At 65.5% G+C, this 19,477-nt stretch carries 18 protein-coding genes; 15 read left to right on the top strand and 3 right to left on the bottom strand.

Translation table 11 applies throughout. From position 1 onward, the window contains the following. The first annotated feature begins 139 nt into the window (after window positions 1-139). The 5 genes from flhB to KZJ38_RS02085 are packed head-to-tail and all read left to right on the top strand — an operon-like array spanning window position 140 to window position 6,960. Complete coding sequence (gene flhB / locus KZJ38_RS02065) at window positions 140-1,402, top strand: flagellar biosynthesis protein FlhB (RefSeq protein ID WP_219798570.1); 1,263 nt, start codon at window positions 140-142, stop codon at window positions 1,400-1,402. Continuing rightward, window positions 1,399-3,507, top strand: a complete 2,109-nt coding sequence (gene flhA, locus KZJ38_RS02070) for a flagellar biosynthesis protein FlhA (RefSeq protein WP_219798571.1) — start codon at window positions 1,399-1,401, stop codon at window positions 3,505-3,507. The genes flhB and flhA overlap by 4 nt, the downstream gene beginning before the upstream one ends. Next, the gene (gene flhF / locus KZJ38_RS02075) at window positions 3,504-5,342 is read left to right on the top strand and encodes a flagellar biosynthesis GTPase FlhF (protein ID WP_219798572.1); all 1,839 of its coding nucleotides are present in this window, start codon (window positions 3,504-3,506) and stop codon (window positions 5,340-5,342) included. The genes flhA and flhF overlap by 4 nt, the downstream gene beginning before the upstream one ends. Further along, a complete protein-coding gene (locus KZJ38_RS02080) occupies window positions 5,335-6,204 on the top strand; it encodes a MinD/ParA family ATP-binding protein (RefSeq protein WP_219798573.1) in 870 nt (289 codons plus the stop codon). The genes flhF and KZJ38_RS02080 overlap by 8 nt, the downstream gene beginning before the upstream one ends. Before the next feature lie 24 nt (window positions 6,205-6,228). Further along, the gene (locus KZJ38_RS02085; protein ID WP_219798574.1) at window positions 6,229-6,960 is read left to right on the top strand and encodes an RNA polymerase sigma factor FliA; all 732 of its coding nucleotides are present in this window, start codon (window positions 6,229-6,231) and stop codon (window positions 6,958-6,960) included. 148 nt (window positions 6,961-7,108) lie between these two features. Here the strand turns inward: KZJ38_RS02085 and KZJ38_RS02090 are convergent, their stop codons facing one another. The 3 genes from KZJ38_RS02090 to flgA form a co-directional block, all read right to left on the bottom strand. Continuing rightward, window positions 7,109-7,555, bottom strand: a complete 447-nt coding sequence (locus tag KZJ38_RS02090) for a flagella synthesis protein FlgN (protein ID WP_219798575.1) — start codon at window positions 7,553-7,555, stop codon at window positions 7,109-7,111. Between the two features lie 96 nt (window positions 7,556-7,651). Next, complete coding sequence (flgM, locus tag KZJ38_RS02095) at window positions 7,652-7,993, bottom strand: flagellar biosynthesis anti-sigma factor FlgM (protein ID WP_219798576.1); 342 nt, start codon at window positions 7,991-7,993, stop codon at window positions 7,652-7,654. A gap of 148 nt (window positions 7,994-8,141) precedes the next feature. Then, complete coding sequence (gene flgA, locus KZJ38_RS02100) at window positions 8,142-9,653, bottom strand: flagellar basal body P-ring formation chaperone FlgA (RefSeq protein ID WP_425518343.1); 1,512 nt, start codon at window positions 9,651-9,653, stop codon at window positions 8,142-8,144. A 571-nt stretch (window positions 9,654-10,224) separates the two neighbouring features. Here flgA and flgB point away from each other — a divergent pair. From flgB to KZJ38_RS02150, 10 genes are all read left to right on the top strand, one after another. After that, window positions 10,225-10,716, top strand: coding sequence for a flagellar basal body rod protein FlgB (flgB, locus tag KZJ38_RS02105; RefSeq protein WP_219798577.1), 492 nt, complete (start codon window positions 10,225-10,227; stop codon window positions 10,714-10,716). A gap of 113 nt (window positions 10,717-10,829) precedes the next feature. Next, on the top strand, window positions 10,830-11,252 hold the full coding sequence (gene flgC, locus KZJ38_RS02110) for a flagellar basal body rod protein FlgC (RefSeq protein ID WP_246641615.1): 423 nt from the start codon (window positions 10,830-10,832) through the stop codon (window positions 11,250-11,252). Between the two features lie 79 nt (window positions 11,253-11,331). Further along, window positions 11,332-11,997, top strand: coding sequence for a flagellar hook assembly protein FlgD (locus tag KZJ38_RS02115; RefSeq protein WP_219800073.1), 666 nt, complete (start codon window positions 11,332-11,334; stop codon window positions 11,995-11,997). A 21-nt stretch (window positions 11,998-12,018) separates the two neighbouring features. Continuing rightward, window positions 12,019-13,272: a flagellar hook protein FlgE gene (flgE, locus tag KZJ38_RS02120; RefSeq protein WP_219798578.1), complete on the top strand. Its 1,254-nt coding sequence runs from the start codon at window positions 12,019-12,021 to the stop codon at window positions 13,270-13,272. 50 nt (window positions 13,273-13,322) lie between these two features. After that, entirely contained in the window at window positions 13,323-14,081 is a 759-nt protein-coding gene (gene flgF / locus KZJ38_RS02125; protein WP_219798579.1) for a flagellar basal-body rod protein FlgF, read from the top strand. A gap of 64 nt (window positions 14,082-14,145) precedes the next feature. Further along, the gene (gene flgG, locus KZJ38_RS02130; protein ID WP_219798580.1) at window positions 14,146-14,934 is read left to right on the top strand and encodes a flagellar basal-body rod protein FlgG; all 789 of its coding nucleotides are present in this window, start codon (window positions 14,146-14,148) and stop codon (window positions 14,932-14,934) included. Window positions 14,935-15,005: 71 nt separating this feature from the next. After that, on the top strand, window positions 15,006-15,695 hold the full coding sequence (flgH, locus tag KZJ38_RS02135) for a flagellar basal body L-ring protein FlgH (RefSeq protein ID WP_425518344.1): 690 nt from the start codon (window positions 15,006-15,008) through the stop codon (window positions 15,693-15,695). Continuing rightward, on the top strand, window positions 15,695-16,876 hold the full coding sequence (locus KZJ38_RS02140; RefSeq protein ID WP_425518295.1) for a flagellar basal body P-ring protein FlgI: 1,182 nt from the start codon (window positions 15,695-15,697) through the stop codon (window positions 16,874-16,876). Before flgH ends, KZJ38_RS02140 begins: the two co-directional genes overlap by 1 nt. Window positions 16,877-16,892: 16 nt before the next feature. Then, a complete protein-coding gene (flgJ, locus tag KZJ38_RS02145; RefSeq protein WP_219798582.1) occupies window positions 16,893-17,855 on the top strand; it encodes a flagellar assembly peptidoglycan hydrolase FlgJ in 963 nt (320 codons plus the stop codon). 297 nt (window positions 17,856-18,152) lie between these two features. After that, window positions 18,153-18,908 (top strand): flagellar brake protein, encoded by a 756-nt coding sequence (locus KZJ38_RS02150; RefSeq protein ID WP_219798583.1) that lies wholly within the window; start codon window positions 18,153-18,155, stop codon window positions 18,906-18,908. The last annotated feature ends 569 nt before the right edge of the window (window positions 18,909-19,477 follow it).

Genomic DNA, 19,477 nt, shown 5'->3' on the forward strand with positions numbered 1-19,477 from the left:
CCGCCCGGCCGCCTCTTCCATCCGGCGAAATACCCCCGTTTAACGCCCTTTATCCGTCGATCAGCCCTTTACGTCTACGGGAATAATCGCTCTCACCCGGAAAACCGGCAATGGATGCCGTGACCGCCTGGAGAGCCCCGTGGCAGAGGACAGCGACCTCGAAAAGACCGAATCAGCCACCCCCCGTCGCCGTCAGAAGGCGCGGGAGGAAGGGCAGGTCGCGCGCTCGCGCGAGCTCGTGTCGTTCGCGCTGCTGTCGGCGGGCTTCTTCGGCGCCTGGGGCCTGTCCGGCCAGATCGGCGGTCATCTGGAAGGCATGCTGCGCAGTTCGCTCACGTTCGACCACGCCACCGTCTTCGAAACGCGCCGGGCGCTGATTGGCGCGGGCGCTGCCAGCATGGAAGGGCTGAAGGCGCTGGCGCCGCTGCTGTTTCTGACCGGCGTCGCAGCGCTGGTCGCGCCGATCGCGCTGGGCGGCTGGCTGCTGTCGTCGAAATCGCTCGAGCCGAAGTGGAACAAGCTCAATCCGATCTCGGGCCTCGGCCGCATCTTTTCGCCGAACGGCGTGCTGCAGCTCGGCATGGCGCTCGCGAAGACGCTCGTGGTCGGCGTGATCGGCACGCTCGCGGTCTGGAATCACAAGGACGACGTGCTCGCGCTCGTCACGCAGCCGATGGCGGTTGCGCTCGCGAGCACCGGCCATCTGATCGCGGTGTGCTGCGCGATGACGGTCGCGGGCATGTTCCTGATCGCCGCGCTCGATGTGCCGTACCAGATCTGGCAATACGAAAAGAAGCTGCGCATGACCAAGGAAGAGGTCAAGCGCGAGCACCGCGAAAACGAAGGTGACCCGCACGTGAAGGGCCGCATTCGCGCGCAACAGCGCGCGGCCGCACGGCGCCGGATGATGCAGCACGTGCCGAAGGCCGACGTGGTCGTGACGAACCCGACGCACTTCGCGGTCGCGCTGCAATACACGGACGGCAAGATGCGTGCGCCGAAGGTGGTCGCCAAGGGCGTGAACCTGGTCGCGGCGCGCATTCGCGATCTCGCGACCGAGAACAACGTGCCGTTGCTCGAAGCGCCGCCGCTGGCGCGCGCGCTCTATTACAACGTGCGCCTCGACGCCGAAGTGCCGGGCGTGCTGTACGGCGCGGTCGCCGAAGTGCTCGCGTGGGTGTATCAACTGCGCCGCTTCAATACGCACGGCGGCGCGGTGCCCGTGCGGCCGAGCGACCTCGACGTGCCGGCCGAACTCGACAAGCGCGGCCCGGCCGCTGACGAAGACGACGACATCGAAGATATCGAAGACGTGGAAGAAATCGATCCGCAAGCCCGCGGCAACGGCCGTGGCAACAACGGTGGCAACAGCAGTTCGCGCAATGACGGAGGCCGCGCATGAGCACGCCGCCCCGCGCCGGCTTCCTGTCGCGCCGCCCTGACGTGCTGCAGGGCGCGAACCTGCGTGCGCTCGCCGGGCCGATCCTGATCTGCATGATCCTCGGCATGATGATTCTGCCGTTGCCGCCGTTCCTGCTGGATCTGCTGTTCACCTTCAATATCGCGCTTTCCGTGATGGTGCTGCTGGTCAGCATGTACACGATGAAGCCGCTCGACTTTGCCGCGTTCCCGAGCGTGCTGCTGTTCTCCACGCTGCTGCGCCTGTCGCTGAACGTCGCTTCGACGCGGATCGTGCTGCTCGAAGGCCATACGGGCCCGGATGCGGCCGGCAAGGTGATCGAAGCGTTTGGCCACTTCCTCGTGGGCGGCAACTTCGCGGTCGGTATCGTCGTGTTCGTGATCCTGATGGTGATCAACTTCATGGTCATCACGAAGGGCGCGGGGCGGATCGCCGAAGTGTCCGCGCGCTTCACGCTCGATGCGATGCCCGGCAAGCAGATGGCGATCGACGCCGATCTGAACGCCGGCATGATCAACGAAGAGCAGGCAAGAAAGCGCCGCACCGAGATCTCGCAGGAAGCCGAGTTCTACGGTTCGATGGACGGCGCGAGCAAGTTCGTGCGCGGCGACGCGGTCGCGGGCCTGCTGATCATGGTGATCAACATCCTCGGCGGGTTTATCGTCGGGGTCGCGCAACACGGCATGAGCTTCGCGGACGCGGGCACGAACTACACGCTGCTCACGATCGGCGACGGTCTCGTCGCGCAGATCCCGTCGCTCGTCATTTCGACGGCGGCCGGCGTGATCGTGTCGCGCGTCGCGACCAACGAAGACATCGGCACGCAGCTCACCTCGCAGCTGTTCTCGAACCCGCGCGTGCTGATGATCACGGGCTCGATCCTCGTGCTGATGGGCCTGATTCCGGACATGCCGCACCTCGCGTTTCTGGCGCTCGGCGGCGGCGCGATCCAGCTCGGCCGTGTCATGAAGAAGCGCGCCGAGCGGCGCAAGACGGCCTCGGCGCTGGTCGAGGCGTCGCCCGCGACGCTGACCGCGCCGGAAAACACCGAGGCGAGCTGGGACGACGTGACGATGATCGACACGCTCGGACTCGAAGTCGGCTACCGGCTGATTCCGCTGGTCGACCGCAACTCGGACGGCGAATTGCTCAAGCGGATCAAGAGTATCCGCAAGAAGTTCGCGCAGGAAATCGGTTTTCTGCCGCCCGTCATTCATATCCGCGACAACCTCGAACTGCGGCCGAACGGCTATCGCATCACCTTGAAGGGCGTCGAGATCGGCATCGGCGAAGCGTATCCGGGCCAGTGGCTCGCGATCAACCCAGGCCAGGTGAGCGCCGCGTTGCCGGGCACGCCGACCACCGATCCGGCGTTCGGCCTGCCGGCCGTCTGGATCGACACGAATCTGCGCGAGCAGGCGCAGGTGTACGGCTACACGGTGGTCGACTCGAGCACGGTGGTCGCCACGCACCTGAACCATCTGGTGGTGATGCACGCGTCCGAACTGCTCGGCCGCCAGGAAGTACAGGCGCTGCTCGAACGGACCACGAAGAATTCGCCATCGCTCGTCGAAGAGCTGGTGCCGAAGCTGGTATCGATCACGACGCTGCAAAAGACGCTGCAAAACCTGCTCGAGGAAGGCGTGCCGATCCGCGATATGCGCACGATTCTCGAAGCGATCGCCGAGCACACGCCGAAGGTCAGCGATGCGCACGACCTCACGGCTATCGTGCGCCTCGCGCTCGGCCGCGCGATCACGCAGCAATGGTTCCCGGGCGTCGGCGACATGCAGGTGATGGGCCTCGATTCGAATCTCGAGCGCGTGCTCGCGCAGGCGCTGACGACTGGTCCGAACCCGGGTCTCGAGCCGGGCCTCGCGCAGACGCTGCTTACCGAAACACAACGGGCGATGACTCGCCACCAAAGCTTTGGCTATGCACCCGTGCTGCTCGTGCAGCACGCGTTACGCGCCATGCTCGCGCGCTTCCTGCGCCGCAGCCTGCCGCAACTGAAGGTGCTTTCGTACGCGGAAGTGCCGGACACAAGAAACATCAAGGTCGTTAACCTCATCGGGGGTCAAGCTTGAACATCCGTAAATTCACCGGCGCCACGAGCCGCGACGCATTGCGCCTCGTTCGCGAAGCGCTCGGCGCCGATGCGGTCGTGTTATCGAACCGGTCGCTCGCCGACGGCAGCGTCGAGATCGTCGCGCTCGCCGACAGCGAACTGGCGTCGATCGCGCCGGCCGCGGGCAAGAGCGCCGCGGCGGCCCTCGGCGGCGCAGCCGGCGAAGGCGCGGCGCGTGCCGGTGCCGTCTCCGGGTTTGCGAATCCGTATGCGAGCGGTCTGCCCGATGTGTTTTCGTCGGTATTCGGCGCAAGCCCCGAAGCCGGCGCCGACGGCGAACCGGGCATGCCCGAAGCGAAGACCGTGGCCGCGCTGATCGCGCCCGAAGTCGAACTGGTGCGGCCGCGTATCGAAAAGAGCGAACCGGCGCTGGTCACGAAGACGGCCGTGCCCGCGGCATCGATCATGAAGCCGGTGGAGCGGCACCCTGCACCAGCGCCGCGCCCGACGATGGCCGAAACGAATCCGTGGCTCATCGATCACGCGCAGGAGATCGCCGCGAAGCGCGATAGCCAGCCCGGCGATTACAGCTCCAAACAGCCGCCGCTCACGCCTGCCGCCGCCGCAGCGAAGGGCCTCGGCACGCCGGCCGATATGCCGGCGTCCATGTCGGCGTCCGCCGCGCGCCGCGACGATCCGCACGGTGGGGCGCTCGACGCGATCCCGACGCTGACGAACGAGGCGCCGGACTGGGCGCGCGAAGCGGCGCAGCTCGCCGCGCGCCGCGCCACGCAGCGCGTAGCGACGTCGTCCGGACTGCCGGGGCACGTGACCGCCGCCGTCACCGACGCGATCAACGCGCGCATGTCGCAGATCGTCAACGAAACGGTGATGAACGAGCTCGCCTCGCTGCGCGGAATGATGGAAGAGCACTTCGCCGGCCTGCTGTGGGCTGACGGCCAGCGCCGCAACCCGGTGCAGTCGGCGCTCACGCGGCACCTGTTCGCGGCCGGCTTCTCCGCGCAGCTCGTGCGGATGATGATCGACAACCTGCCCGAAGTCGAAAACTTCGACGCGGGCATGGAGTGGGTGAAGTCGGTGCTCGAGTCGAACCTGCCGGTGATGGAAAACGAAGACGCGCTGATGGAGCGCGGCGGCGTGTTCGCGCTGATGGGCCCGACGGGCGTCGGCAAGACCACGACGACCGCCAAGCTCGCCGCGCGTTGCGTGATGCGCTACGGCGCAAGCAAGGTCGCGCTGCTGACCACCGATAGCTACCGGATCGGCGGCCACGAACAGCTGCGCATCTTCGGCAAGATTCTCGGCGTGTCGGTGCATGCGGTGAAGGATGGCGCCGACCTGCAGCTCGCGCTGTCCGAGCTGCGCAACAAGCACATCGTGCTGATCGACACGATCGGCATGAGCCAGCGCGACCGCCTCGTGTCGGACCAGATCGCGATGTTGAGCCGCGCGGGCCAGCCGGTGCAGCGTCTGCTGCTGCTGAACGCAACCTGCCACGGCGACACGCTCAACGAAGTCGTGCAGGCCTATCAGAGCGCGCCGGACAAACAGCCGCTCGCCGGCTGCATTCTGACCAAGCTCGACGAAGCAACGAATCTCGGCAGCACGCTCGACGCGGTGCTGCGTTATCGACTGCCCGTCCACTACGTTTCGACCGGCCAGAAGGTGCCGGAAAACCTCTACGTCGCGACCAAGAAATTCCTCGTTCGCAGCGCGTTCTGCATCCCGCGCGACCATTCGCCGTTCGTCCCGCAGGAAGACGACGTCCCGGGTCTGCTCTCCGCGCTGTCCGCACGCTCGACTGCCGAGCAGCATGAGGTCCGGTTTGGCTAAGTTCGTGTCCGATCAGGCAGAAGGACTGCGGCGCCTGCTCGCACGCCACGGTTCGCGCGCGATCGCCGTGACCGGCGGCACGGCCGGCGTCGGCTGTTCGACGACGGTCGTGAATCTCGCGGCGGCGCTCGCGGCGCAGGGCAAGGATGTGCTCGTCGTCGACGAGCACGCGGGCCAACCGCACGCGATCGTCGCGCGGCCCGACGGCGCGGCGGCTGAACGCTTCGTCGCGTTTACGCGCGGCGAGATGTCGCTCGATGCGGCAACCGATCGCCACAGCGCGGGCTTTGCCGTGCTGGCCGCCCCGCGCAGCCATCGCGACATGTGCAAGCCCTCGCAACTGGCCGCGGTGTTCGACAGCACGGCCGACGTCGTGCTGATCGACGTGCAGTTCGAGCGCGACGGCATGCTGTCGGACCTCGCGCTGCAGGCGCACGACCTGATGATGGTCACGCGCGTCGCCGCGCAGGCGATCACCGATACGTACGCGTGCATGAAGCGCCTGCACTACGCGTACGCGATCGCGCAATTCCGCGTGCTCGTGAATCACGTGCACAGCGTCGCCGATGCGCAGCTCGCGCTCGACAACCTCGCGGCTGTCGCGGGGCGTTATCTGACCGTGTCGCTCGAAGGCGCCGGCTGCGTCGCGGCCGACCCGCTGATGACGCGCTCTGCGGAACTGTCGCGCTGCATCGTCGAAGCCTTCCCTTCGACACCTGCCGCGCGCGACTTCCGGCACCTTGCCGCGGAACTGCAGTACTGGCCGATGCGGCCAGCGATGTCATCGCGCGCGCCGTGGTCGGCGAGCGCGGCAGTCACGACGGCGTCACACGCCGAACAACCGTCCGCACAACACGCCTGACAGGCAGCGGACAAGGGGAGCTCGATGTACAACGCTCAAGGAAAGATTTCTCAGGCCGACGTTCTGACGAAATACACGCCGCTGGTCCGGCGGCTCGGTCTGCAGCTGGTGGCAAAGATGCCGGCGAGCGTGGACCTCGACGATCTGATTCAGGCCGGCATGATCGGCCTGCTCGACGCCGCAAGCCGCTACAAGGAAGATCAGGGCGCGCAGTTCGAAACCTATGCGAGCCAGCGCATTCGTGGCGCGATGCTCGACGAGCTGCGCAGCAACGACTGGCTGCCGCGCAGCGTGCGGCGCACGTCGCGCGAACTCGAGATGGCGGTGCACCAGGTCGAGCAGCAGCTCGGCCGTGCCGCGAGCGAAGCCGAAATCGCGCTGCACCTGAAGATGCCGCTCGACGAATATCAGGCGATGCTGCAGGACCTGCATGGCAGCCAGCTCATCTACTACGAAGACTTCGACCGCTCCGCCGACGACGAACCGTTCCTCGACCGCTATTGCGTCGATCACTCGGACCCGCTGTCGGCGCTGCTCGACGAGAGCCTGCGCGGCGCGCTGATCGAAGCGATCGAGCGGCTGCCGGAGCGCGAAAAGCTGCTGATGTCGCTGTACTACGAGCGCGGCATGAACCTGCGCGAGATCGGCGCCGTGATCGAAGTGAGCGAGTCGCGCGTGTGCCAGCTGCATAGCCAGGCGGTCGCGCGGCTGCGCGCGCGCTTGCGCGAAATGGCGTGGGCGGCTGAGGAGAGCTGAAAAGGGGAGTCCCGTCTGGCAAGGGTTTGCCGGGAATTTATACCCTACGATGAGATCGTGGGGTATAAATTTTTCGCGGGTTTATCGCTCTTGAAGAAGGCGCAGCAGGCGCGGCCACGATTGCGACGGTGACCGCGCCGCAGGTCGTTTACAGCCCCGAATACATCGGTACTTTGCCGTCCGGGCCGTAAAACGACGATGCTTTCTCAGGGGTGCCGCGCAGCACCGCCAGAATGCGGCGGTTGTAGTCCATGCGCGTGCGGATCATCAGGCCGTTGTTGAAGTTGAGCCTGCGGGCGCGTTCCGCCGATTTCTGCAGCAGGCTCCACTGTTCGTTCAGGCGCGCATCCTTGGCCGCGGCGAGATCCATGCCGCGCTTGCCGGCCGGCAGGCCGCGCTCGCGCAGATGTCCTTCGCGCGTGCGCTCGAGCATCGCGAGCTTGTCGGCCATCGAGGATTTCTGCTCGACGATCGGCTTCAGGATTTCGCCCGGGTACGCGGTGGTCAGCGCTTTCTGTTCGACGGCGAGCAAGGAGGCAAAAGCTTCGACCGTCGCGTATTCGTCGATGATGGTGTCAAGCAGGGCGTCTTTCATCTCTCACTCAAACGTTAATCCGCCCGCTGACGCAGGCGACGCAGGTTTCTACATGCGTCCGCCAGTGAGCGCGCCCTGAGAAGAACGTTCGGACGCTCAGCTGTCGGACGACGGCCGGTTGCCTTGCAGCAGGCTGCGTGCGGTTTCGAGCACGCCATCGGCAATCTTCGACGCATCGATCTTCAGCGAGCCATCGCGGATCGCCTGCTTGATCGACTCGACATGCCCGGTATCGATATCGTGCGAGCCTGACACCGCGAGGCTCTGCAGATGGCCCGCGAGCGCCGACAGGCTGACGTCAGCGGCCGCGCCGCCGCCGCTCGAGACCGGCGTACGCGCCGTGTTCGCGCCGGCAGCAGCGGGTTCGCCCTGCTGGCTGCGCTGCACGCCGTTGTTAAGCGGCGTCAGATTCGGGTTGGTGCTGGAATCGACTTTCACGATGGGCTTCCTGAACGATTTGACTGTGATATCGGCAGTCGCCGGCCGAAACTTTAGCGCAATCAAAGCCCGCCGTTTCCCGGTCTTCCGTCACCTTTTCCGTATCTGAAACCCGTTCGCGTCGCGCGGTAACCGCCCGCACGGCCATCTACATCTGGATCTCGACGGTCGAACCGTCCTTCACCACGCCGGTCACGATCTGGCCGTTCGTGGTCTTGACCCGCACCTGCTGGCCCGGCGTCGCGTTGTTCATCGCGCTGCCTTCCGCCGAAATCGAGAATCCCTCGCCCGCCGCGACAACGCGCACCGTTTGCCCGGCTGTGATCGACGACGTGCCGCGGATCGTGTCCTGACGCAGCGGCAGCCCGGCGCCGATGCGCACGAGCGCGACCGCGCCGACCGCCTGCGACGGATCGGTGATCACCGTTTGCGGCAAGGTCGCCAGATCGCCTTCGTGGGCGACGAGATCGGCGGCGGTCAACGTCTCGCCCGGCGCGATCTGCCGCGAGGCCGTGTAGTAGGTCGCCTGCAGCGAGATGCGCGCCTGCAGATAGAGCGTCCACGGGCGCGCGCCCGCGCAACGCACGCCGACCGATGTGCGTCCCCACAAGCGCGCACCGACCGGCATGAACGGCTCGAGCGACGTGCAGGCCGCGAGGCCGCGCGGGAAGGCGGGAGCGACGGTAATCGTGATCTTGCCGGGCAGTCCGGCCGTTTGCTGCTGCAGGAACGTGAACGCGGTGGCGCGGATCGTTTCGCCGTCCTGCTGGCCGGCCGGCACCGGGGCTGCGTTGGGCGTGCTCGCGGCAAGCGCGTTGGCGCCGCCGGCGTTGATCGTGGCGACGGCCGGAACGGTGCCGCCGGCCACGCCGGCGCGCGGGGTGTAACGCACGGGTTGCAATTGGGCGGCTTGTGCGGCTTGTGCGGACTGGGCGAGACGCTGGGGCGCCGGTGCAGTGGCTTGCGCGGTCATCGCCGGCGCCGTCGATTGCGCAGCCGTCCGCGCCGATGCCGCCGCTTGTGCCGCTTGTGCCGCTGCCGTCGCGGTGACCTGCCGCATGGCTTGCGCGTTCGAGCCGGCTTGTCCTGCCGACGCGGGCTGCGACTGTGCGGCCTGCGCCGCCCATTGCTGGGCGGCCTTGATCTGCGCCGCGTTCGCTTGCGCGACAGTTATCGGCGCACCCGTCGCGACATTCATCGGCTGTGCATTCGTCGCCTGCGTCCTGACCGCCGCGGTGCCGCCGGGGCCGCCGAGCTGCGGCGGCTCGCCGCGCGCCGAAAGCGGGTCGATCTGAACCGGCGCCGATGCATCGGCCGCATCGGCCGCGCGAATATCGGAAGCGGGCACGCTGTAGCGCGCTTGCGCATTGCTGACGACCACCGGCGCCACGCCTTGCGCCGGCTGCTGCACGGTCACGGGTTGCAGCGTCACCGGCACACCGGGCAGCGCGCCGGCGGTCATGACACGGCCGCTCGTCACGGTGCCGCTGGTTGCGTTCGCGGCATAGGCGCCGGCCGCCGTGTGCGCGCCCGGCTCGCCGGTTCCGGGAATCACGATCTCGCCGTTCTCCGCGTTGGCGGCGCGCTGTGCGGCCCGTGTCGGACGCAGCGCGGCAAGCGCTGCCGAAGTCGGCTGCGTGGGACGACCGGCCGTGCCCATGCGCGCGACGAGCGCTTGCGCATCGGCGGGATTCTTTTCGCCGGGGCCGGGGATCACGATCGGGCCGCCGTTGGCCTGCGCGTAGGCAAGCGCCGGCATCGCGCCGGCTGCGATCAATGCGACCGGCAAACTCGCGCCCGGCAACGCCACGCCGAGCAACGCCGCAACCGACGACACACGCATGGCGCGCCATACATGCGATGCGTGCAAGCGCAGCCGCGCCGCGCTGTGCAGCCGCGCGGCGCGAGACACGCCGGGCAGGGCAGCAGAAGCGGGCAGGGCCATGGCAACTCTCCAGAATCAGGGACGAACGCGCGAGCCGCGACGGCCCGCAGGTACTGAACGGTACAGGACGCATTCTAGGGAGCGGCCTCCCAGCGCAAACGTTGAATAGAGGGGGCCTTCCCCGGCTATTCGTTCAATTGGCCCTTGCATCGCGCCCCTAAGATGCAGTCCATGCGAAAAAGCCTTTGCGGATTGCTTTCACCGTTGCCGGACACGTGCCGCGGCAAGGATGCGCAAGGGCGGCAGGCGAATATGGCTGCGGACCGTTCATACGGAGAGATGCCCGATGCTTGACAGGCTCGATAACGATTTTGCGTTCAACAAGGAAGCGCTCGACGTGCGCGCGTACCGGCAGGAAGTGCTGTCGTCGAACATTGCGAACGCCGATACGCCGAACTACAAGGCGCGCGACATCAACTTCTCGTCGTCGCTCGCGGGCGCGTTGCGCAAAGCCGGCGGCGATTCGGGCGCGGGTTCGGGCGCCTCGCGGCTCCAGATGGCGCAACCGGCCGGCGTGACGAGCGGCATGACGCTCGCGACGACCGAGCCCGGCCATATGGCGGGCAAGGCAAGGCTGATTCCGACCGGCGGTCCGGTCGAAGACTACGGTCAGTTGAAGTACCGGATTCCCGCGCAGGCCGCGCTCGACGGCAACACGGTCGACCTCGACTCGGAGCGCGTGCAGTTCGCCGACAACACGCTGCATCTGGAATCGGGCATGACGCTCGTGTCGTCGCAGATCAAGGGATTGCTGGGCGCGATTACCTCAGGTAGCTAACCCGGCAGCAAACAGGGCAGCCAACCGGGCAGCTAACAGAACATACCGGCATAACCAGCCAGACAGCAGCACTCATTAAACGCTACGGGACCAATGAAGGAGGTCGGAAGACCATGTCATTAATGAACATCTTCAAGGTGGCGGGTTCGGCGCTGACTGCGGAATCGCAGCGCCTGAACGTCACCGCGTCGAATCTGGCGAACGCGGACAGCACGACCGGTCCGGACGGCAAGCCGTATCGCGCGAAACAGGTGGTGTTCGCAGTCGATCCGCTCGGCGGCGCGCGCTCCGCGTCGGGCCAGCAGGTCGGCGGCGTGCAGGTGACAGGCGTGGTCGACGATCCGACGCCGATGAAGACGACGTACGACCCGAGCAATCCGGCCGCCAACGCGGACGGCTATGTGACCGCTCCGAACGTCGATCCGGTGCAGGAGATGGTGAACATGATCTCGGCGTCGCGCTCGTATCAGGCGAACATCGAGACGCTGAACACCGCAAAAAATCTGATGCTGAAAACGCTGACGATTGGTTCGTGACCAGAAAACTGAGGAGATTTTCTTGAGCACGCCAATTGGAAGCAACGGCACCAATCAGACGAACTCGCCGACCGACACGATGGGCCCGAACGCGGGCACGTCGGCGTCCGATCTGCAGCAGACGTTCCTGAAGCTGCTTGTCACGCAGTTGCAGAATCAGGATCCGACCGCGCCGATGGACAGCTCGCAGATGACGTCGCAGCTCGCGCAGATCGACACGGTGAGCGGCATCGCGCAGCTCAACCAGTCGCTCGGTTCGTTGTCTGCGCAACTGTCGGCCAGCGAAGCCGGCCAGGCATCGTCGCTGATCGGGCGCAACGCGCTCATACCGGGCAATACGTTCACGGTCGCCGCGCTGCCGAACTCGGACGGCTCGGCAAGCGACACGGTGGGTGCGTCGCCGTTCGGTATCAAGCTGAGCGCGCCGGCAACGGACCTGCAGCTGCAGGTCACGAACGCGCAAGGCGTCGTGGTGCGCACGATCGATCTCGGCCAGCAGCCTGCGGGCGTTATTCCGGTGCCGAGCTGGACGCCGGTCGACAACAACGGCAACCCGCTGCCGGCCGGCAACTACACGTTCCAGGTAGCGGACGCGGGCGGCGCGGCCACCGGCAAGAACGCGCCGGTCACGCTGACCGGCATCACGATCATCAGCGTCGTTCAGCAGGCGGACGGCACACCGGGTCTCACATTGTCGAACGGCCAGACCATCCCGCTGAACGGCGGCGCGTCGGCCTTCCTTTAAGCATTCGATACGGAGCGCAACATGAGTTACCAATCAGCCTTGAGCGGTCTGGCGGCCGCGTCGAACGACCTCGATGTGGTCGGCAACAACATCGCCAACGCGCAAACGGTCGGCTTCAAGCAGAGCACGGCGGTGTTCGCCGACCTGTACGCGAACTCGATCGCGACCGCGGTGAACAACCAGATCGGTATCGGTACGCGTCTTGCCGGCGTGCAGCAGGATTTCTCGCAAGGCCAGGTCACGACGACCGACGTCGCGACGAACATGGCGATCAACGGCAACGGTTTCTTCCAGATGCAGAACCCGAACGGCACGGTGACGTACTCGCGTAACGGCCAGTTCGTGACGGACAAGAACGGCTTTATCGTCGACGCCGAAGGCAACAAGCTGATGGGCTTCGAGGCGAACACGCAGGGCCAGCTGCAGGCGGGCGCGGTGGTGCCGATCCAGATTCCGAATGCGAGCCTGTTGCCGCCGGTCGCGACCACCAACGTGACGTTCGGTCTCAACCTGGACGCCGCTGCAACGGCGCCGACCGCCACGCCGTTCGATCCGACCGATACGAGCACCTTCAACTTCTCGACGTCGGAGAACGTGTTCGACTCGCTGGGCGGGGAAACCAAGGTCAACATGTACTTCGTGAAGGGCGCGAACCCGGGCGAATGGGACGTGTTCGGCGGTCCGACGGGCAACGTCGCACAGATGGGCACGATGACGTTCGATTCGTCGGGCAAGCTGGTCTCGGCGACTGATGCGGGCGGTGCTCCGATTACGCCGGCCGGCCAATTCCCGTTGACGATCAACCCGACCGACGGTTCCGCGGTCCAGAACCTCACGATCGACCTGTCCGGCACGACGCAGTTCGGCGGCGGCAGCGCGGGCAGCACCGTGACGTCGGCGCCGACGCAGAACGGCTTCGGCACCTCGCAGCTCGCGACCTTCTCGATCGGCGATGACGGCACGATCACGGGCTCGTACAGCGACGGCCGTACCGCGGTGCTCGGCCAGGTGCTGATCGCCAACTTCACGAACCCGAACGGCCTGCAGAACCTCGGCAACAACCAGTTCGGGCAGACCAGCGAATCGGGCGATCCGCAAGTCGGCGTGCCGGGCTCGTCGAACCTCGGCTCGATCCAGGGTAGCGCGGTCGAATCGTCGAACGTCGACCTGACCGGCTCGCTCGTCGATCTGATCACCGCGCAACGCAACTATCAGGCGAACGCGCAGACGATCAAGACGCAGCAGACGATCGACCAGACGCTGATCAATCTGTAACGCGGCAACGCAAGCTGCCGCGCGAATCCTGAAGAGGACACGAGCTAGTCATGGACCGACTGATCTACACCGCGATGACGGGCGCCACGCAGGCGCTCGACCAGCAGGCCGTCGTCGCCAACAACCTCGCCAACGCGTCGACCACGGGTTTTCGCGCGCAGCTCGCGAACTTCCGTTCCGTGCCGATGAGCTTCGGCGACGGCTCGCAGGTCAACGACGTGACGACGCGCACCTTCGTGCTGTCGGCGACGCCGGGCTCCGACTACACGCCGGGTCCGATCTCGCAGACCGGCAACCCGCTCGACATCGCGATTCAGGGCCAGGGCTGGATCGCCGTGCAGACGCCGGATGGCAATGAGGCGTACACGCGCGGCGGCAACCTGCACGTCGACGAGAACGGCCAGCTCGTCACCGCGAGCAACCTGCCGGTGATCGGCAACGGCGGCCCGATTGCCGTGCCGCCGCAGGCGCAGGTGACGATCGGCAAGGACGGCAGCGTGTCGGTGATTGCCGCCGGCGACCCGCCGAACGCGATCGCGCTGGTCGACCAGATCAAGCTCGTGAACCCGGATCCGAACACGATGTCGCGCGGCGACGATGGACTTTTCCGCACGGCCGACGGTAATCCCGCCGATCAGGATCCGAATGTACAGATCGTCTCGGACTCGCTCGAAGGCAGCAATGTGAACCCGGTCGCCGCGATGGTCTCGATGATCACGAACGCCCGTCAGTTCCAGATGCAGACGAAGATGTTGCAGACCGCCGACCAGAACGAGCAGTCGGCCAATCAGTTGCTGAGTTTCAGCTGAGGCAGCCGGCCTCCAGCGGGCTAGCCCTCTGAAACACATGGTGTGACACCAGGAGAATAAGACCGTGAACCGTTCCCTCTTCATCGCCGCAACCGGCATGAACGCGCAGCAGGCGCAGATGGACGTGATTTCGAACAACCTCGCGAACGTGAGCACGAATGGCTTCAAGGGTTCGCGCGCCGTGTTCGAGGATCTGATTTACCAGACGCTGCGTCAGCCGGGCGCCAACTCGACGCAAAACACCGAGCTGCCGTCGGGCAGCCAGGTCGGTACCGGCGTGCAGCAGGTCGCGACCGAGCGTCTGTACACGCAGGGCAACCTGACGCAGACCGGCAACTCGAAGGACGTGGCGATCAACGGCAACGGCTTCTTCCAGGTGCAGATGCCGGACGGCACGATCGCCTACTCGCGCGACGGTTCGTTCCAGACCGACCAGCAGGGCCGGCTCGTCACCTCGAGCGGCTTCCCGTTGCAGCCCGCGATCACGGTTCCGCAGAACGCGACGAATCTGACGATCGGCCAGGACGGCACCGTGTCGATCACCCAGGGCAACTCGACGAATTCCGTGAACATCGGCTCGATCCAGCTCGCGACGTTCATCAACCCGACGGGTCTCGACTCGATCGGTCAGAACCTGTTCCAGGAAACGCAGTCGTCGGGCGCGCCGAACGTCGGTCAGCCGAGCCTGAACGGCATCGGTTCGCTGCAACAGGGGTTTGTCGAAACGTCGAACGTCAACGTCGTGCAGGAGCTGGTCAACATGATCCAGACCCAGCGCGCGTATGAAATCAACAGCAAGGCCGTGACCACGTCCGATCAGATGCTGCAGACGCTCAGTCAGATGCAGGTTTGAACGTACGTCGTCGCATCGAACAGGTGGTTATCCAGCAGGCGGTTACGAAGATGTCGCAGCTCATCAGATTCATGGTTCGCACCAGCGCCACGCATGCGGCGCTGCGGCTCGCGGTGGCGGGGGCGCTGGCAGGCGCGCTCGCCGGCTGCGCGCTCGTGCCGAAAGAACCGATTGTGCAGCAGCCGATGAGTGCGGTGCCGCCCGTTCCGCCGCAACTGCAGGCGCCCGGGTCGATCTTCAATCCGGGCACGGCGGGTCATCCGCTGTTCGAAGACCAGCGTCCGCGCAACGTCGGGGACATCCTGACCATCGTCATCGCCGAAAATATCAACGCGACCAAGCAGTCCGGCGCGAACGCGAACCGCAACGGCAGCACGACCGTCGCGGTGACGCAGGCGAACGTCCTGGCGGGCCTCCTCAACAAGGCGAACGTTGCCGCGAACGGACAGAATCAGTTCGCCGCGACCGGCGGCGCGAATGCGTCGAATACGTTCAACGGCGTGATCACGGTCACGGTGACGAACGTGCTGCCGAACGGCAATCTGATCGTGAGCGGCCAGAAGCAGATGCTGATCAATCAGGGCAACGAGTGGGTGCGCTTTTCGGGCGTCGTGAACCCGAATACGGTGGCGGGCGACAACTCGGTGTTCTCGACGGAAGTGGCCGACGCGAAGATCGAATACTCGGCGAAGGGCTATATCGACGAAGCCGAGCAGATGGGCTGGTTGCAGCGCCTCTTCCTCAATATCTCGCCGTGGTGATGACGATGAACGCCTCGACTCTTCGTCACGCTTTGACCCGCGCCGCGTTTTTTGCCGTGGCGGTGTTCACGCTCGTCGCCGCATCGCTGCAGCCCGCGCATGCGGAGCGGCTCAAGGATCTCGTCTCGATCCTCGGCGTGCGCGACAACCCGCTGATCGGCTACGGTCTCGTCGTCGGCCTCGACGGCACCGGCGACCAGACCACGCAAACGCCGTTCACGACGCAGACGCTTGCGAACATGCTCGCGAACCTCGGCATCGGCATCAACAACCAGCAGGCCGGCGCGACCAACGGTGGCGTATCGCCGCTCTCGAACCTGCAGCTGAAGAACGTCGCCGCGGTGATGGTAACGGCGACACTGCCGCCGTTCGCGCGGCCCGGCGAACCGATCGACGTGACCGTGTCGTCGCTCGGCAATGCGAAGAGCCTGCGCGGCGGCACGCTGCTGCTCACGCCGATGAAAGGCGCGGACGGCTCGGTCTACGCGCTCGCGCAGGGCAACCTCGCGGTCGGCGGCGCGGGCGCAAGCGCGAACGGCAGCCGTGTGCAGGTGAACCAGCTCGCGGCCGGCCGTATTACGGACGGCGCGATCGTCGAGCGCTCGTTGCCCGTCAATGTCGCGCAGGCTGGCGGCATGATGGAAATGAACCTGAACGACATGGACTACGACAACGCGCAGAAGATTGTCGCGACTGTCAACAATGCGTTTGGTCCGGGCACCGCGACCGCGCTCGACGGCCGCACGATCCAGTTGCACGCGCCAAGCGATCCGGGATCGCAGGTGTCGTTCCTCGCGCAGTTGCAGAACCTCGAGATCAAGCCGGCGAAGGCCGCCGCGAAGGTCATTCTGAACGCGCGCACCGGCTCGATCGTGATGAACCAGATGGTCACGCTCGATAGCTGCGCGGTTGCGCACGGCAATCTGTCGGTCGTCGTCAATACGCAGACCGTGGTGAGCCAGCCCAATGCGTTCTCGAACGGGCAGACGGTCGCCGCGCGCCAGTCGCAGATCCAGCTCAAGCAGGACAACGGCTCGCTCAAGTATGTGACGGCGGGCGCGAACCTCGCCGACGTGGTGAAGGCGCTCAACGCGCTCGGCGCGACGCCGGCCGACCTGATGTCGATCTTGCAGGCCATGAAGGCCGCAGGCGCGTTGCGCGCCGACCTCGAAATCATCTAAGCAGGAAGCACGACCGATGAACGCGGATTCCTCAAAGCCAGCCGATCTCGACCAGCGCTTCGCACTCGACGTGCAGGGCTTCGACGCATTGCGCATGCAGGCGAAGAACTCCCCGCAAACCGCCTTGAAAAGCGCCGCGCGCCAGTTCGACGCGGTGTTCATGCAGATGATGCTGAAAAGCATGCGCGAGGCGACGCCGCACGACGGCCCGCTCGATTCGCGGGAAGGCGACCAGTTCATGTCGATGCTCGACGAGCAGATGGCGCAGCAGATGTCGTCGAAGGGAATCGGCGTCGCGGACATGATGATCAAGCAGCTGGCGCGTCAGGCCAATATCCCGCTCGACGGCAGTGACGCGAGCACGGGCGGTATCGGGGGCGGTGGCATGGGTTCCCTTTCGACGCTGAACTCGCTCGCGCGCGCCTATGCGAATCCGGCCGCGAACGGCGCGCTCACGACGGGCCGCGGCTATTCGGCCAATAACGCGCTGACGCCGCCGTTGCGCGGCAACGGCCAGTCGCCAAAGGTCGACGCGTTCGTCGACAAGCTCGCGGCGCCCGCGCAGGCCGCCAGCGCGGCAACCGGCATCCCGGCGCGCTTCATCATCGGTCAGGCCGCGCTCGAGTCGGGCTGGGGCAAGAGCGAGATCAAGAAGCCGGACGGCTCGACGAGCCACAATGTATTCGGCATCAAGGCGACGAAGGACTGGACCGGCGACACGGTGTCGACCGTCACGACCGAGTACGTGAACGGCCAGCCGCAGCGCAAGGTCGAGAAGTTCCGCTCGTACGGGTCGTACCAGGAAGCGATGAGCGACTACGCGAGCATGCTGAAGAGCAACCCGCGCTATGCCGCGGTGCTGACCGCTTCGCGCGGCAAGAGCGCGGCGGGCTTTGCGGCCGGCATGCAGCGCGCCGGCTACGCAACCGATCCGCACTACGCGCGCAAGCTGATGTCGATCATGCAGCAGATGAGCTGAGTGCGAACTCAACCCGTCGCGTCGATCGGCTTCGATTGATGCGGCGAACCGGCTTTGAAGGCGCTCGCTCCACGCTCTTTCCTTCAAGCGCTGCGCATAATTCCTGAGACGCCGTTCGCTAATTGCGACCGGCGCATGTGCGCGCGCGAAATTTATTTACGGTCGCACTCTAAACTTCGCGGGATAATTGCCGCTATAGCGTAAAGATCGATTGCCGGAGGACACCGGCAAGGCGGTCATAGAATACGCGTTTCGCTGGCGAGGGCCGGCGGTTCGCATCGCGAGACTACGACCATCATGGAACCCAATCTGTCGACCGCACAGACGGATGAAGTCGAACCGACCGAGCATTTCGGCCGCCGCAATCCGCTGGAAATCGGCGTGCAGCTGCGCAACCTCTTCAACCGTGGCGACTTTTTGACCGTTCAGTACAAGGGCGGCCAGCTGGTCACGCGTATCCTCGACGTCGACGTGCGTACGCAGACCTTCGTGTTCGACTGGGGCGCGCTGCCCGAGCAGAACCGCGGCCTGCTCGCGGCGCCGCATTGCCATTTCCTCGCGGCGCCGGAAGGCGTGCGCGTCGAGTTCGGCACCGGCACGCCGCGCGAAACCTCGTTCGAAGGCCGTCCGGCATTCGAAGCGGCGTTTCCCGAGGTGCTGTACTACATTCAGCGGCGCGAGTATTTCCGCGTCGAGACGCCGATCCTCAACCCGTACTACTGCTCGGGCAAGCTGCCCGAAGGCGATTCGTTCCGCTTCGAGATTCACGATCTCTCGCTGGGCGGCATCGGGTTGCGCACGAACGACGACCGCGTGGCGACGCTGCCTTTGAGCACCGTGTTGCCCGATGTCGAAGTGAACCTCAATGGCAGCGGCACGCTTTCGCTCGATCTGCAGATCGTGTCGTTGCGCGCGACGCCGTTGCCGCATGGCGGTGGCACGCGCTACCTGCTTGGTTTGCGTTTCATGTCGTTGCCGGGCAGCGCGGAAAATACGCTGCAGCGTCTGATTACACAGCTCGAAATGAAGCGCCGCTCGCTCGTGCGGGCTTAAAAGTAATCGGAGTAACCTGAGTAACCGGGTAACACGCAAAAGCGCGGCGGCATGCCGCGCAGTCAATTCGACCGTTTGACCTAGGCCATCTGGCCGAACTGTTTTCGATTCACGGCGTCCGCGAAAAGCCGCCTACGTTCGCGACCCGGCCAAGAAAAAACCCGGCCTTCCGCGTAGCCGCCGCGGACGAATCAAGTTCGCTGTCATGGCCGCCAAGATTCTGCGCGGAGAACCGATTCGCGATCCTGGGCAAAACTGATAAGGATGGGATAGACAGCGGAAATTCGCGGCAGAAATGAGTGAGGCCCCGTGAAGGGGCCTCGGTATTTCGCGGGTACGCTTGCCTGGAGAACCAGGATTAACCGGCACGGCCGGAACCTGCTGGAGCAGGCGGTAGGTAGACGTCCTTGTGGAACCCCGAATAATCTACTTGCAAGGAGTATAACCGTTCCCGCGGTCCCTCGCTACTAGCCGAATGGCCTTTCGTCCCGCACACGCGCGATATAAGCCCCGATTCCCCGTCTCCTCCGCGTTTTGACTTGCGCGCCCGCTGCCGATAATGCAGCGTC

It is taken from the genome of Paraburkholderia edwinii, assembly GCF_019428685.1.
Classification (GTDB): Bacteria; Pseudomonadota; Gammaproteobacteria; order Burkholderiales; family Burkholderiaceae; genus Paraburkholderia; species Paraburkholderia edwinii.